The sequence below is a fragment of the Variovorax sp. PBL-E5 genome (assembly GCF_901827185.1).
GTDB lineage: Bacteria > Pseudomonadota > Gammaproteobacteria > Burkholderiales > Burkholderiaceae_C > Variovorax.
Map to the genome: position 1 here is coordinate 2,590,777 of NZ_LR594671.1, position 14,496 is coordinate 2,605,272.

The 14,496-nt window shown below is 68.8% G+C and carries 14 protein-coding genes; 10 read left to right on the plus strand and 4 right to left on the minus strand.

What is annotated here, in order from left to right; genetic code table 11:
• Positions 1-15: 15 nt before the first annotated feature.
• From WDLP6_RS12635 to WDLP6_RS12660, 6 genes are read left to right on the plus strand one after another with little or no spacing between them, the layout of a single operon-like run.
• A complete protein-coding gene (locus WDLP6_RS12635; protein WP_162592607.1) occupies positions 16-1,500 on the plus strand; it encodes an efflux transporter outer membrane subunit in 1,485 nt (494 codons plus the stop codon).
• Positions 1,501-1,505: 5 nt separating this feature from the next.
• Complete coding sequence (locus tag WDLP6_RS12640; protein WP_162592608.1) at positions 1,506-2,693, plus strand: efflux RND transporter periplasmic adaptor subunit; 1,188 nt, start codon at positions 1,506-1,508, stop codon at positions 2,691-2,693.
• Positions 2,690-5,866: an efflux RND transporter permease subunit gene (locus WDLP6_RS12645; protein ID WP_162592609.1), complete on the plus strand. Its 3,177-nt coding sequence runs from the start codon at positions 2,690-2,692 to the stop codon at positions 5,864-5,866. The genes WDLP6_RS12640 and WDLP6_RS12645 overlap by 4 nt, the downstream gene beginning before the upstream one ends.
• Entirely contained in the window at positions 5,863-6,549 is a 687-nt protein-coding gene (locus WDLP6_RS12650; RefSeq protein WP_162567498.1) for a heavy metal response regulator transcription factor, read from the plus strand. The genes WDLP6_RS12645 and WDLP6_RS12650 overlap by 4 nt, the downstream gene beginning before the upstream one ends.
• Positions 6,546-7,913 (plus strand): heavy metal sensor histidine kinase, encoded by a 1,368-nt coding sequence (locus tag WDLP6_RS12655; protein WP_162592610.1) that lies wholly within the window; start codon positions 6,546-6,548, stop codon positions 7,911-7,913. Before WDLP6_RS12650 ends, WDLP6_RS12655 begins: the two co-directional genes overlap by 4 nt.
• Positions 7,914-7,970: 57 nt before the next feature.
• Positions 7,971-8,831 (plus strand): NAD-dependent protein deacetylase, encoded by an 861-nt coding sequence (locus WDLP6_RS12660; protein ID WP_232077046.1) that lies wholly within the window; start codon positions 7,971-7,973, stop codon positions 8,829-8,831.
• A gap of 42 nt (positions 8,832-8,873) precedes the next feature.
• Here WDLP6_RS12660 and WDLP6_RS12665 read toward each other — a convergent pair whose 3' ends face one another.
• Positions 8,874-9,137 (minus strand): hypothetical protein, encoded by a 264-nt coding sequence (locus tag WDLP6_RS12665; protein ID WP_162592612.1) that lies wholly within the window; start codon positions 9,135-9,137, stop codon positions 8,874-8,876.
• A 165-nt stretch (positions 9,138-9,302) separates the two neighbouring features.
• Here WDLP6_RS12665 and WDLP6_RS12670 point away from each other — a divergent pair, with 165 nt between their 5' ends.
• The 4 genes from WDLP6_RS12670 to WDLP6_RS12685 are packed head-to-tail and all read left to right on the plus strand — an operon-like array spanning position 9,303 to position 11,879.
• Positions 9,303-9,896, plus strand: coding sequence for a cytochrome b (locus tag WDLP6_RS12670; RefSeq protein WP_162592613.1), 594 nt, complete (start codon positions 9,303-9,305; stop codon positions 9,894-9,896).
• Positions 9,893-10,459 carry a YceI family protein gene (locus WDLP6_RS12675; protein WP_162592614.1) on the plus strand — a complete coding sequence of 189 codons (567 nt, stop codon included), beginning with the start codon at positions 9,893-9,895 and terminating at the stop codon, positions 10,457-10,459. Before WDLP6_RS12670 ends, WDLP6_RS12675 begins: the two co-directional genes overlap by 4 nt.
• Positions 10,456-11,304: a YceI family protein gene (locus WDLP6_RS12680; RefSeq protein WP_232077047.1), complete on the plus strand. Its 849-nt coding sequence runs from the start codon at positions 10,456-10,458 to the stop codon at positions 11,302-11,304. Before WDLP6_RS12675 ends, WDLP6_RS12680 begins: the two co-directional genes overlap by 4 nt.
• The gene (locus WDLP6_RS12685) at positions 11,301-11,879 is read left to right on the plus strand and encodes an SRPBCC family protein (protein ID WP_162592615.1); all 579 of its coding nucleotides are present in this window, start codon (positions 11,301-11,303) and stop codon (positions 11,877-11,879) included. The genes WDLP6_RS12680 and WDLP6_RS12685 overlap by 4 nt, the downstream gene beginning before the upstream one ends.
• On the opposite strand, the gene WDLP6_RS12690 is transcribed toward WDLP6_RS12685, so the two are convergent.
• Genes WDLP6_RS12690 through fdxA form a run of 3 tightly spaced genes read right to left on the minus strand, consistent with a single transcriptional unit; the run spans position 11,876 to position 14,495 of the window.
• Positions 11,876-13,174 (minus strand): amidohydrolase family protein, encoded by a 1,299-nt coding sequence (locus WDLP6_RS12690; protein ID WP_162592616.1) that lies wholly within the window; start codon positions 13,172-13,174, stop codon positions 11,876-11,878. The two genes, WDLP6_RS12685 and WDLP6_RS12690, sit on opposite strands and share 4 nt — an antisense overlap.
• A 34-nt stretch (positions 13,175-13,208) precedes the next feature.
• Positions 13,209-14,123 carry a LysR family transcriptional regulator gene (locus tag WDLP6_RS12695; RefSeq protein ID WP_162567511.1) on the minus strand — a complete coding sequence of 305 codons (915 nt, stop codon included), beginning with the start codon at positions 14,121-14,123 and terminating at the stop codon, positions 13,209-13,211.
• Positions 14,124-14,156: 33 nt separating this feature from the next.
• Positions 14,157-14,495 (minus strand): ferredoxin, encoded by a 339-nt coding sequence (fdxA, locus tag WDLP6_RS12700; RefSeq protein ID WP_162592617.1) that lies wholly within the window; start codon positions 14,493-14,495, stop codon positions 14,157-14,159.
• Position 14,496: the final 1 nt, after the last annotated feature.

Sequence of the window (14,496 nt, forward strand, 5' to 3'; positions counted from 1 at the left end):
CCTAGAGTGACCAGCATGCCCGGATTGCATCGTCCTGAATTCTTGCCGCGCCTGCTGTGCCTTGCACTGGCCGCGTCGCTCACGGCCTGCGCGGTGGGGCCGGACTATCAACGCCCCGCGCCGCCCGAAGGCGCAGTCGCCCCGAGCTACAGGGAAGGCGGCAACTGGAAGGCGGCCACCCCCTCCAGCGTGGACCCGACCCAGCCCTGGTGGACGGCTTTCGGCGACCCGCGGCTCGATGCCCTGGTCGCCGAAGCCAATGCCGCGAATCAGGACATTCGCGTCGCCGAAGCCCAGTACCGCGAAGCCCAGGCACTGGTGCAGAACGCGCAGGCGGCCTGGTACCCGACCGTCGGCGTGAATGTCGCGGGCAGCCGCGCGCGCAGCCGCAGCGCGCCCGGGCCCACCACGCTCGGCAACGGCCATGCGTGGTCGCTGAACGCCGCCTGGGAGCCCGATCTCTGGGGCCGTGTGCGGCGCGCAGTCGAGGGCGCGAGTGACACCGCCCAGGCCAGCGAGGCGGATCTCGCCGCGGCGCATCTCACGGTGCAGGCTGCGGTGGTCAACGACTACATCCAACTGCGCGTCGCCGATGCCCAGCAGAAGCTCTACGAACGCACGCTGGAGGCCTACCGCAAGTCGCTGCAGATCACGCAAAGCCAGTACCGCGCCGGCATCGTGACCCGCGGTGACGTGGCCCTGGCCAACACCACGCTGCAGGACGCCCAGGCGCAGGCCATCGACACCGACCTCACGCGGCGGCAGCTCGAGCATGCGATCGCGGTGCTGCTCGGCAAGACGCCCTCGCAGTTCTCGCTGCCGCCGGATGCGCTGGCGCTGCGGCTGCCGCAGGTGCCGGTTGGCGTGCCTTCCGAACTGCTGGAGCGCCGGCCGGACATCGCCGGCGCCGAGCGCCGCGCCGCCTCGGCCAATGCCGGCATCGGCCTCGCTCAGTCGGCCTATTACCCGACGCTCGCGCTGACCGCCAGCGGCGGCTTCAGCGGCGCCGGGCTCGTGAGCTGGGCCGCCGCGCCCGACAAGGTCTGGGCCCTGGGTGCCGCCGTCGCCGGCACGCTGTTCGACGGCGGCCAGCGCAGCGCCCAGGTGGCGCAGGCGCGCGCCGCCTTCGACGCCTCGGCCGCCCAGTACCGCAAGACCGTGCTGGCCGGCTTCCAGGAAGTCGAGGACAACCTGGCGGCGCTCGACCTCCTGGCACGGGAGCGCGAAGCCCAGGATCAGGCCGTGACCTCGGCGCGCGATGCCGAACGCGTGTCGCTCAGCCAGTACCGCGCCGGCACGACCACGTACCTGAGCGTGGTCACCGCCCAGGCGCTCGCATTGACCAATGAACGCTCGTCCCTCGAGCTGCAGGGGCGGCAGTTTGCCGCCAGCGTCGCCCTGGTCAAGGCGGTGGGCGGCGGCTGGAACGCCGACCAGCTGCAGACGCGTGACGCCGCCAGCCCGCAGGCAACCGACAAGACGGCTTCGGCCGGGAAGTGAAGAGCATGGAGTCCCCCGCATCGTCCCCCCGCCAGCGCTCGCGCCGGCTTTCCACCGTCGTCATGTTGATCGCGGTGATCCTGATCGCGTTCGGCGCCTGGCGCTGGTTTTCGAAGCCGGCGCCGCGGCCCTCCGCCGGTCCGCCGCCGGTGCCGGTCAGCACCGCGCTCGTGAAGAGCGAGACCGTGCCGATCGCCGCCACCGGCGTGGGCTCGGTGATGACCGTGGCATCCGTCACCGTGCGCCCGCGCATCGATGGCCAGCTCGACAGCGTCGACTTTCGCGAAGGGCAGGACGTGAAGGCCGGCCAGGTATTGGCGCGCATCGACCCGCGCACCTACCAGGCCCAGCTCGAACAGGTGGTCGCGCAGAAGGCCAAGGACGAAGCGACGCTCGCCAACGCGCGCGCCGACCTCAAGCGCTACAGCGACCTCATCAAGGAAGACGCCACCAGCCAGCAGACGCTCGACACCCAGCGCGCGCTGGTCAACCAGCTGCAGGCGGCCCTCAAGAGCGATGACGCGCAGATCCACTTTGCCAAGGTCCAGCTCGACTTCACCACCATCTCGGCGCCGATCGGCGGCCGCATTGGCGCGCGCCTGGTCGATCCCGGCAACATCGTGCATGCGGCCGATGCCAACGGGCTGCTGGTGATCAACCAGATCGATCCGATCGCGGTTCAGTTCACCTTGCCCGAAGACAGCTTCCAGGCCGTCAACAACGCGCTGCGCAGCAGCAAAGAGCCGCTGCAGGTGCAGGCGATCGACCGTTCCACCCGCGAGGTGCTGGCCAGTGGCAAGCTGGTGCTGCTGAACAACCAGATCGACACCACCACCGGCACCATCGCCCTGAAGGGGCAGTTCGCCAACGCCGAGCACAAGCTGTGGCCCGGGCAGTCGGTCGATGCCCGCATCGTGCTCGGCGAGCGTGTCAATGCGCTGACCGTGCCATCGGCGGTCGTGCAGCGCAGCGAAGAGGGCTATTTCGCCTACGTGGTGGGTGCGGATGACAAGGTCCGCGTGCAGCCGATCAAGGTGACCGACACCACCGACGGCAAGTCCACGATCGCCAGTGGCCTGGCCGCGGGCGACCGCGTCGTGGTCGACGGCCAGTACCGCCTCACGCCCGGCGCGCGCGTCACCGAGACGCGCCCTGCGGCCGCGCAGGCCGTCGCATCGGGAGCGAAGCCTTGAGCATTTCCGCCGCCTTCATCAAGCGCCCGATCGGCACCTCGCTGCTGGCGCTGGCGGTGCTGCTGGTCGGCCTGGTCGCGTGGCCGCTGCTGCCCGTCGCACCGCTGCCGCAGGTCGACTTCCCGACCATCCAGGTGACAGGCCGGTTGCCGGGCGCCAGTCCGGAGACCATGGCGGCCAACGTGGCGCAGCCGCTGGAGCGCCAGTTCTCGCTGATCCCGGGGCTGACCCAGATGACCTCGACCAGCTCGCTGGGCCTGTCGCAGATCACGCTCCAGTTCGAACTCGACCGCAACATCGACGGCGCCGCGCTCGACGTGCAGACGGCCATCAACGCGGCCACCGGCCAGTTGCCGAAGAACCTGCCGAGCCCGCCGAGCTTTCGCAAGATCAACCCGGCCGACTCGGCGGTGCTGATCCTGGGCGTGCAGTCCAAGGTGCTGCCGCTGATCCAGGTCAACGACTACGCCGACAACGTGCTGGCGCAGCAGATCTCGCGCATCGACGGCGTCGGGCTGGTCAACATCTTCGGCTCGCAGAAGCCCGCGGTGCGCATCCAGGCCGACCCGGCCAAGCTCAAGGCGCTGGGCCTGAGCCTGGAAGACGTTCGCGGCGTGATCGCCAACACCACCGTGAGCGCACCCACCGGCACGGTCGACGGCGACACCCAGGCCTTCAACGTCTACACCAACGACCAACTGCTCAAGGCCGCGCCATGGAACGACATGGTCCTGGCCTGGCGCAACGGCGCACCGGTGCGCGTGCGCGACATCGGCATCGCGCTCGACGGACCCGAGAACGCCAAGATCGCGGCCTGGGGCTTCGCCGGCGCCGCCGCGCCCGCCGACAACAACATCACCGATGGCCGCTCTATCATGCTGGCGATCACCAAGATGCCGGGCGCCAACGTGATCGAGACGGTGGACCGCATCAACGCCGCGCTGCCCAAGCTCAAGGCCTCGATTCCGCCGAGCGTGACGGTCAACCAGCTGATCGACCGCACGCAGACCATCCGCGCCTCGGTCAAGGACGTCGAGTTCACGCTCCTGCTGTCGATCGCGCTGGTGGTCGGGGTGATCTTCGTCTTCCTGCGCAACGCCACGGTCACCGCCATTCCGAGCGTGACCGTTCCGCTCGCACTGCTGGGCACCGCGGCCGTGATGTACGTCGTGGGCTACAGCCTGGACAACCTCTCGCTGATGGCGCTGACCATCGCGGTCGGCTTCGTGGTGGACGATGCGATCGTGATGCTCGAGAACATCTACCGCCACGTCGAAGCAGGGATGAAACCGCTGGACGCGGCGCTGCAGGGCGCGTCCGAGATCGGCTTCACCATCATCTCGATCTCGGTGTCGCTGATCGCGGTGTTCATTCCGCTCCTGCTCATGGGCGGCATCGTCGGGCGGCTGTTCCGCGAGTTCGCCGTGACCGTGACGCTGACCATCGTGGTGTCGGTGCTGATCTCGCTGACGCTGACGCCGATGCTGTGCGCGAAATTCCTCAAGCTGCATGCGGGCGGCAAGGACGGCGAGCAGCACGGCAAGCTGTTCCAGCTGTTCGAGCGCGGCTTCGATGCCATGCTGAACGGCTACAAGCGCGGGCTCACGGTCGTGCTGCGCCATCCCTTCATCACGCTCATGACCTTCCTGGCGACGGTGACGGCCACGGTGGTGCTCTTCGTCATCATTCCCAAGGGCTTCTTCCCGCAGCAGGACACCGGCTTCATCTTCGGTTCGGCCGCCGCCGCGCAGGATTCGTCCTCGGAGGTGATGCACGGCCGCATGCTGAAGCTGGCCGACATCATCCGCAAGGATCCGGACGTCAGCACCTTCGGCATGCAGGCCGGCGCCAGCACCTTCAATTCCGGCAACTTCTTCATCGGCCTCAAGCCGCTCGACGCAGGCCGCAAGTCGACGGCCGACGAGGTGATCACGCGGCTGCGCCCGCAGCTGGCCAAGGTGAGCGGCATCACCCTGTACATGCAGGCCGGGCAGGACATCAACGTCGGCGGACGGCTGTCGCGCACCCAGTACCAGTACACGGTCACCGACTCCGACCTCGATGAACTCAACGACTGGGCGCCTCGGCTCGAGCAGCGCTTCCGCACGCTGAACGAGCTCACCGACGTCACGTCCGACCAGCAGAACGCCGCGCCCACCGCCAAGGTGACGATCGACCGCGAGCGCGCCTCCAGCTACGGCATCACGCCGGCGCTGATCGACGCGACGATCTACGACGCGATCGGCCAGCGCCAGGTGGCGCAGTACTTCACGCAGCTCAACAGCTACAACGTGGTGCTCGAGATCACGCCCGCGCTGCAGAAGGATCCCAGGCTGTTCGACAAGCTCTATCTCACTTCGCCGATCAACGGCCAGCAGATCCCGCTGTCGACCTTCGTCAAGATCGACACCAGCAAGATGGGCTACCTGGCGATCAACCACCAGGGCCAGTTCCCGGGCATCACGATCTCGTTCAACCTCAAGCCCGGCTTCTCGCTCGGCCAGGCGGTGAACGCGATCACCGCGGCGCAGAACGAGATGGGCGTTCCGCCCACGCTGAGCGGCACCTTCCAGGGGACGGCGCAGGCCTTCGGCGATTCGCTGCGCACGCAGCCCTACCTGATCGCCGCTGCGCTGGTCTCGGTCTACATCGTGCTGGGCCTGCTCTACGAGAGCTACATCCATCCGCTCACCATCCTGTCCACGCTGCCGTCGGCCGGCGTGGGTGCGCTGCTGATCCTGATGGCGGGCGGGTACGATCTGACGGTGATCGCGCTGATCGGGATCATCCTATTGATCGGGATCGTCAAGAAGAACGGGATCATGATGGTCGACTTCGCGCTCCATGCCGAGCGCGACAAGGGCATGTCGCCGCGCGACGCCATCTTCGAGGCCTGCCTGCTGCGTTTCCGACCGATCATGATGACCACCATGTGTGCACTGCTGAGCGGCCTGCCGCTGATGCTCGGCCACGGCGCCGGCTCCGAGCTGCGGCGACCGCTGGGCTATGCGATGGTGGGCGGGCTGATCCTGTCGCAGATGCTGACCCTCTTCACCACGCCGGTGATCTACCTCTACCTCGACCGCGCGCACCACTGGTACGTGCGGCGCAAGGCGGCGCGGCAGCAGCAACACAGGCCGCCGGAAGCGGCGGTGGGAGTGCCCGCCGAATGAAGGTGCTGATCGTCGAAGACGAACGCAAGACGGCCGACTACCTCTACCAGGGCCTGACGGAGCAGGGCTGCGCGGTCGATCTCGCCTTCGACGGCATCGACGGCCAGCACATGGCGCTGCACTTCGACTTCGACGTCATCGTGCTCGACGTGATGCTGCCGGGCCTCGACGGTTTCTCGGTGCTCAAGTCGCTGCGCAGCGTGAAGAACACGCCGGTCATCATGCTGACCGCGCGCGACGGCGTGGAAGACCGCGTACGCGGCCTGCAGGACGGCGCCGACGACTACCTGGTCAAGCCTTTCTCCTTCCTCGAACTCCTGGCGCGGCTGCAGGCGCTGACGCGGCGCGGCCGCAGCCACGAATCGACGCTGCTGCGCGTCGGCGGCCTGCGCATCGACCTGCTCGGGCGCAAGGCGATACGCGAAGGCCAGCGCATCGACCTGACGGCCAAGGAGTTCGCGCTGCTGGCGGTGCTGGCGCGCCGCCAGGGCGAGATCCTCTCCAAGACGGTGATCGCCGAGCTGGTGTGGGACATGAACTTTGACAGCAACACCAACGTGGTCGAAGTCGCCATCAAGCGCCTGCGCGCCAAGATCGACGCACCATTCAGTCAGAACCTGCTGCACACCATCCGCGGCATGGGCTATGTGCTGGAGGACCGCAGCGCCGAAGACAAGCCATGAAGAACTCGATCGCGATCCGGCTGGCTCTGATGTTCGCGGCCGCGGCGCTGATGGGCTTCGCGCTGGTCGGCGGCGCGCTGCACCATGTGCTGTCGCGCGAACTGGCGCGCCATCAGCAGGAGCAGATCGACGCGCGCCTGGAGGACATGTCGTACATGCTGCAGCATGGGCGCGCCACGAACCTCGGCGAGCGCATCCAGGAAAAGCTCGAGACCCTGAGCGCCGCGGACACGCGCACCCGCTCCTGGATGTGGAGCGCGGACCCCGCGTACCGCTATGGCGACGACATGCCGCAGGTTGCAGACACCGGCAAGCAGGGCAGCGTGGAAGTCCCGGTCGGCACGCCGCCGCATCGCGTGCGCATGCGCGTGCGTGCCGAGACGATGCCGGCCACCGAGTTGCGTCCGGAGGTGCGCTTCATGGCCGGCGTCGACCTCGAGCCCTTCAGCAACACCGTGCGCACTTTCGAGACCGCGCTCGCGCTGCTGACGCTCGCCGGCACCGCGCTGGCGGCCGGCCTGGGCTACTGGATCGCGCGCATCGGCCTGCAGCCGGTCCAGCGGCTGTCGGCCGACGCCCAGCGCGTCGGTCCCGACAACCGCGCGCAGCGCCTGCAGCTGCCGGCCCTGCCGCACGAGCTGGCCGATCTCGGCGGCTCCTTCAATGCGGCGCTCGACCGGCTCGACGCGGCCTATCGGCAGCTCGAAACCTTCAACGACGACGTCGCGCATGAATTGCGCACGCCGCTGGCCAACCTGATCGGCCAGACCCAGGTGGCGCTCGCGCGCCAGCGCAACGCGGCCGAGCTGCAGGAAGTCCTGCAGTCGAACCTGGAGGAGCTGGAGCGCCTGCGCGCCATCGTCGCCGACATGCTGTTCCTGGCCCGCGCGGAGCAGGGCGTGCGCGCCCACGGGCTGGTGGCTTCGTCGATCGCGCAGGAAGTCGGCAAAACGGTCGAGTTCCTGGACCTGCTGCTCGACGAGGCCGGCATGACGGTACAGGTCGAGGGCGACGCGGTGGCGCCGATCGAGACCTCGCTGTTCCGCCGCGCGCTGACCAACCTGCTGCAGAACGCGATCCAGCATTCGCGCCCCGGCGCCAGCGTGCTGGTGCGCATCGGCGCGCACGACCGCGCGGCCGAGGTGAGCTTTTCCAACCCCAGCGCGCCGATCAGCCACGAACAGCTGCCGCGCCTGTTCGACCGCTTCTATCGCGTCGACACCTCGCGCCGCAACAGCGGCGAGAACCACGGCCTCGGCCTGTCGATCGTCAAGGCCGTGGCGGTGATGCACCACGGCAATGTGTTCGCGCGCTCGAAGGACGGCATGACGACCGTCGGCTTCAGCGTGGCCACGGACGCCTGACAGGTCTGCCGGGCTCGCACACGGCGCTTGCGCGGCACGCCGCGTATGCTTGCCTGCATGGACCCACGTTCCGCGCTCGCCGACTTCGCGGCACGCCACCGCCGGCTCTTCGTGCTGACCGGCGCCGGCTGCAGCACCGATTCCGGCATCCCCGACTACCGCGATCGCAACGGCGACTGGAAGCGCCCTTCGCCGGTCACCTACCAGGCCTTCATGGGTGAAGCGGCCACGCGCCGCCGCTACTGGGCGCGCAGCCTGCTCGGCTGGCCGACCATGGGCCGTGCGCGGCCCGGCGAAGCGCATCGCGCGCTGGCACGGCTGGAGGCGGCGGGGCGCATCGGCCGGCTGCTGACGCAGAACGTCGATGGCCTGCACCACGCTGCCGGCAGCCGGGACGTGATCGACCTGCATGGCCGCATCGACACCGTGCGCTGCATGGGCTGCGAAACCCGCAGCCCGCGCGCGGCGCTCCAGGCCGAGCTGCTGCGCCGCAATCCCGACTGGGCTGCGCTGCAGGCGCGTGCCGCGCCCGATGGCGATGCCGATCTCGACGGCCGCGACTTCTCGTGCTTCGACGTACCGGCCTGTCCGCGCTGCGGCGGCGTGCTCAAGCCCGACGTCGTGTTCTTCGGCGAAAGCGTGCCGAGGGACCGCGTCGCCGCGGCCCACGCGGGCCTGGCCGAGGCCGACGCGGTGCTGGTGGCGGGCTCGTCGCTGATGGTGTATTCGGGCTTCCGTTTCGTCCAGGCCGCGGTGGCGGCGGGCAAGCCGGTCGCCGCGGTGAACCTGGGCCGCACGCGGGCCGACGCGTTGCTGACGCTCAAGATCGAACGTCCGGTCGGCGAGGCGCTGGCCGAGCTGTCGGCGCAGCTCGAAACCGCGCCGGTCGAAGCCGGGGTCAGCGTTCGTCAGCCTTGAGAACGGTCTCGCCTTCGAGCGCGCCCATGTCGCGGATGTGGTTCAGGCCTGCTCGAACACCACGTACCCTGCCATCTTCATGAGCGCGTCGCGCTTGTCCGGCGGCGACAAGGGCCACGACAGCCTGATCCAGCTGCGCAGCAGCAGCAGCAGCAGCGGAAAACGGTCGCAGTCCTCGGGCCGGAAGCGCCACGGCGCGTTCTGCATGCCGCGCCGGATCGCGGGCCGATCGCGAAAGCGCATCATCTGCGGCGAAAAATAATCGACGATCCAGTGCTGCACCACGCCCTCGGTCAGCACCAGCATGCGGCGTGCGCGCGATGCGGTCCGTCAGAATCAGCGGGGCGGACAAGGCGCGACTCCTCGGCAAGTGACAAAGGACGCGGCATCTGCCCCGCCGGTGCGATGGCCGGCGGGGCAGGGCCGCGCATTTTTGCACGCGCCGACGGCCAAGCTGCGACACTCCACGCGATGCGAGTGAACTTTCCATGGGCCAGGGCCGGTGGGTGCGCCTCCCGACGCGCCGATGCGCCGTGGGGCGCGGTGGCCAAGTGCTTTCACTGGCTCGTCGCGGCGCTGATCTTCGTGCAGTTCGCACTGGGCTGGCTCGCGGCGAGCTGGCGGCTCTCGCCCACCAAGCTCGATCTCTTCATCTGGCACAAGTCGACGGGCATGCTGATCCTGACCCTGGTCGTGCTGCGCCTGCTGTGGCGGCTGGTCACGCCGACACCCGCGCTGCCCGCCGACACCCCGGCCTGGGAGCGCGCCGCGGCGCGCGCGAGCCACGTGCTGCTGTACCTGCTGATGATCACCATGCCGCTGAGCGGCTGGGTCCTCAACGCCGCGGCCGGCGTGCCCTTTCGCATCTTCCGGCTCATCCCGTTGCCCGCGATTGTGGCGCCGGACAAGCAGACCGCGGACCTCGCGGCCGCCGTGCACTTCTCGCTCTTCGTCGCGCTGGCCGCGTTGCTCGTGCTGCACATCGGCGCCGCGCTGCGCCATCACTTCGTCAAGCATGACGACGTGCTGCGCCGGATGCTGCCGGCAAGAGGTGCTTCGAGATGAAGAAGTTCGCCGCGCTGGCGCTCGTGCCGGCCCTTGTCTTCGTGAATGCAGCGCGCGCCGCCGACTGGAAGATGGATCCGTCCGGCAGCAAGCTCGAGTTCGCCGCCAGCTTCGAGAAGACGCCGGCGCCGGGCGTCTTCAAGGACTTCGACGTGCGCCTGGGCTTCGATCCGGACAAGCCTGCCGGCGGCCATCTGGACGTCACGATCCGGGTGGCGAGCGCGGACATGGCGAGCGCCGACATCAACAAGGCGATCGCCGGCGCCGAGTGGTTCGACTTCGCGCGCCATCAGCAGGCCGAGTTTCATGCGACCGACATCCGGCGTGCGCCGACGGGCGGAACTTCCGATCGCTATGTCGCCCGCGGCACGCTGGCATTGAAGGGCGGGCAGCAGACGGTCGAGGTGCCGTTCAGCTTCCATGCCGCAGCCGATGGCGCGACGATGGACGGCGAGTTCAGCGTGAAGCGCGGGCCCTTCGGCATCGGCACCGGCGAGTGGACGGCGACCGATGTGATCGGTGCCGACGTGGCCGTCAAATTCCACGTGCGGCTGAAAAGATGAAGCTCACCCCCAGCCTCGCCCACTTCGTGTGGCGCTGCACCCCCTTGCAGGGGGCAACACCGGTGGACCGGCAGAGCCGGATCCGCGGTGTTTCCCGAATGGGTTTGCGGCGCGTGCAGCTTGCAGTGGTTTTCGCTGCGCTCATTGCCGGATGCGCGCAGCCGGCGCGCGAGACAGCGCCTGTCGCGGCGCCCGCGGCGCACCAGCTGCCGAAGGATTTTCCCGCCGATACCTACGCGCGGGCCGCGGCGCAGGGCCGACCCGTCTACCGCATCGACCCTGCGGCCTCGCTGGTGTCGATCACGGTGCGGCGCAGCGGTTCGCTCGCGCGACTCGGGCACGACCACATCGTTGCCAGCCATGCCACGCAGGGCGCCATCGCGCCGGAGGAAGGGCGTGCGGATCTGTACGTTGCGTTGGACACGCTCGCGGTCGACGAGCCCGCGCTGCGCGCCGAGGCCGGCCTGGACACGCAGCCCACCGAGGCCGACATCGCCGGCACGCGTGCCAACATGCTCGACAAGGTGCTCCAGACGCAGCAGTTCCCGTTCGCGCAGATCCATGTGAGCGGGCTCGCACGGACGTCGACGGGCGTTCGGCTGAACGTCGCGATCACGCTGCATGGCGTGACCCGCAGCTTCGAGATTCCGGCGCAGATGACGACCGGCCGCGACGCGCTGAGCGTGGCCGGTGCGCTCGAATTCAACCAGTCCGATTTCGGCATCCAGCCTTTCTCGATCCTCGGCGGCGCGATCCAGGTGCAGGACCGCCTGAGCCTGCGCTTCAGCATTCGTGCACACAGCGTCGACAGCCAGGCCTCACTGGTGCCTGGGAAGCTGTCGTGAGCGCACGCGCGGGCACGGCGGCGCTGATCCTGGCGTGCGCGCTCTGTGCCCATGTGGCCGCGCTGGCGCAGCAGCTCAACATCGAGACCTCCGGCCGCGACGGTGCGATCACCGTGACGGCCTCCGCCGACATGCAGGTCGACACGCGCACCGCGTGGGACGTCATTTCCGACTACGACCATCTGGCCGAATTCATCCCCGACATGCACAGTTCGCGCGTGGTCCAGCGCGACGGCGACAAGCTGGTCGTCGAGCAGACGGGCGAATTCGGCTTCCTGTTCTTCCAGCAACCCGTCGAGGTCCGGCTGGCGGTGGTCGAGTCGCCGCGAGAGCGCATCGTCGCGCGCGCGGTCGGCGGCAACCTGCGGGAGATGGAGGGCCGCTACACGCTGCAGGACCTGCCGAGCGGCGAAGTGCGGCTGTCCTATTCAGGACGCCTGGTCCCCGACTTCGCCGTGCCGCCCGTGATCGGCAAGATGGCGGTGCGCCGCGAGCTGGGCAGGCAGTTCGCCGCGATGGTGAAGGAGATCATGCGCCGGGATGCGCTGGAGCGGGCGTCGCCGCGGCAACGTTAGCGGGGCGATGGCCCGGCAGCTCGCCTCGGCATGAAGGCAGTCTCGCCCGGGCGCCCATCGAGATGCAGCGCCGCCGTTGCGCCGGGCGTTTCCGACACCAGCCGGCCACGGCGAAACACCTTGAGCCGCGTCGCCCGCAGCCGGATCGCCTCGACCGGGTCGCGCGCCTGCAGCAGCACGAAGCTCGCGTCGCAGCCGGCTTCGAGCCCATAGCCTTCGAGATGCATCAGCTTCGCGGCGTTGGTGGTGACGGCATCGAAGCACTGGCGGATGCCGTCCTGGCTGGTCATCTGCGCGACGTGCAGGCCCATGTGCGCGACCTCCAGCATGTCGGCCGAGCCCATGCCGTACCAGGGGTCCATCACGCAATCGTGGCCGAAGGCGACGTTGACGCCGTGCGCCATCAGCTCGGGCACGCGCGTCATGCCGCGGCGCCTGGGGTAGCTGTCGTGCCGGCCCTGCAGCGTGATGTTGATCAGGGGATTGGCGATCACGCTCACGCCACTCTCGGCGATCAGCGGCATCAGCTTGCTCGCATAGTAGTTGTCCATCGAATGCATCGAGGTGCAGTGCGAGCCGGTGACGCGGCCCTGCAGGCCGAGTCGCTGCGCCTCGAAGGCCAGTGTCTCGATGTGGCGAGACAGCGGATCGTCCGATTCGTCGCAGTGCATGTCGACCGGCAGGCCGCGTTCGGCGGCGAGCTCGCACAGCAGTTTCACGCTGGCGGCGCCGTCGGCCATCGTGCGTTCGAAATGCGGGATGCCGCCGACCACGTCCACGCCGTTGTCGAGCGCGCGCTTCAGGTTGTCGACGCCGCCGGGCGTTCGCAGCACGCCGTCCTGCGGGAACGCGACCAGCTGCAGCTCGAGGTAGGGCGCCACGCGCCGCCGGACTTCGAGCAGCGCATCGACCGCGAGCAGGCTGGGGTCGCTGGTGTCGACGTGGCTGCGGATCGCGAGCAAGCCCTTGGCCACGGCCCAGTCGCAGTAGGCCAGCGCACGTTCGATCAGCGCCTCGGGCGTGAGCAGCGGCTTGAGCTCGCCCCACAGCGCGATGCCTTCGAGCAGCGTGCCGCTCCGGTTGACGCGCGGCATGCCGTGGCTGAGCGTGGCATCCATGTGGAAGTGCGGGTCGACGAAATGCGGCGCGACGAGCAGGCCCTGCGCATCGAGCTTCTCGTGCGCGGGCGCGTCGAGCCCGGGCGTGACTTCGGCGATGCGGCCGTCCTGCACCGCGATCGAGATGCCGGTGCGGCCGTCGGGCAGGGTGGCGTGGGTGACGAGAAGATCGAGCATGGAAGCGATTCTGCCGCCGTCGCCGGGTTCGGGCTCAGACCGCCGCTGCAGCGGCCTCGACCTGCTTGAGGCGGCGCGCCATGCGGCCGATGAAGTTCTGCGTCACCGCAGGCAGGTCGCGGTGGGCGGGCACCACGATGCCGACCTTGAGGTCGCGCAGCGCGGGCAGCTCGAAAGGCCGCCACACCAGCTCGCCGCGGCCGAGCTCGCCGATGAAGGCGGTCTTCGAGAAGAAGGAGATGCCGAGCCGGGCCATGAGCAGCCGCTTGACCGTCGGCGTCCAGTTGCAGGTGGCGGTGAATTCGAGCTGATCCCAGAAGTCGCCGAACTCCGGGCACATCGAGCTGCTGATCGGCGGCTGGCCGAGCGAGCGCAGGAAGGGCTGGCCCACGCATTCGGCCAGGCTGATGGATTCGCGCGTCGCCAGCGGATGGCCGGGCGGCATCATCACGCCCAGCGGCAGGTTCACCGTCGCGGCGGTCTTGACGCCGGGCGGCAGGCGGCTGACGAAAGTCACGGCGGCATCGGCCTGGCCCGACAACACCATCGCGGGCGCATCCATCGGCGCGACCGAGGTGAGGGTGTAGGTGACGGCGGGGAAGAGCTCGGCGAACTCCTCGACCGCCGCCGGCAGCACGTCTTCGAACATCGAATCCATCGCCACGATCTTGATGTGGCCGGTGTGCTCGCCCTTGAGCGCATGCAGGTCGGCGCGCGTGACCTGGAAGTCGTGCAGCGTCTCCTGCACGTGCTTGAGCAGGCGTTCGCCGGCGGTGTTGAGGCGCATGCCGCCGGGCAGGCGATCGAACAGTTCGAGGCCGAGTTCCTCCTCGAGCTTGAGGATCTGCCGGTTGACCGCGCTGGAGGCGACGAACAGGTTCTCCGAGGCCTTGCGGACCGAGCCGCAACGGGCCACTTCCAGGAAATACTTCAGAACGCTGGCGTGCATGGCGCGGAGTCTCCGGTGAGCCGCTGCACGTGATCAGGGCGGTGTTCGAGCGACCGGCCAGGCAACGACCACCGGATGATCGCAGACCGGCTTCGCGATGTCGCAGGCGCCGCCCGGTGCGCCGAGGCCGGACACCTGCGGCTCGAAGAATTCCTTGTTGATCGCGAGGAAGTTCGCCTGGTCGGACGGCAGACGGCGGTCCTCGTAAATCGCCTGCACCGGACAGGCCGAGATGCAGACGCCGCAGTCGATGCATTCGTCCGGGTGGATGTAGAGCGTGCGTTGACCTTCGTAGATGCAATCGACCGGGCAGCACAGTACGCAGGCGCCGTCCTTGACGTCGATGCAGGCGGAGCCGATGACGTGGGTCATG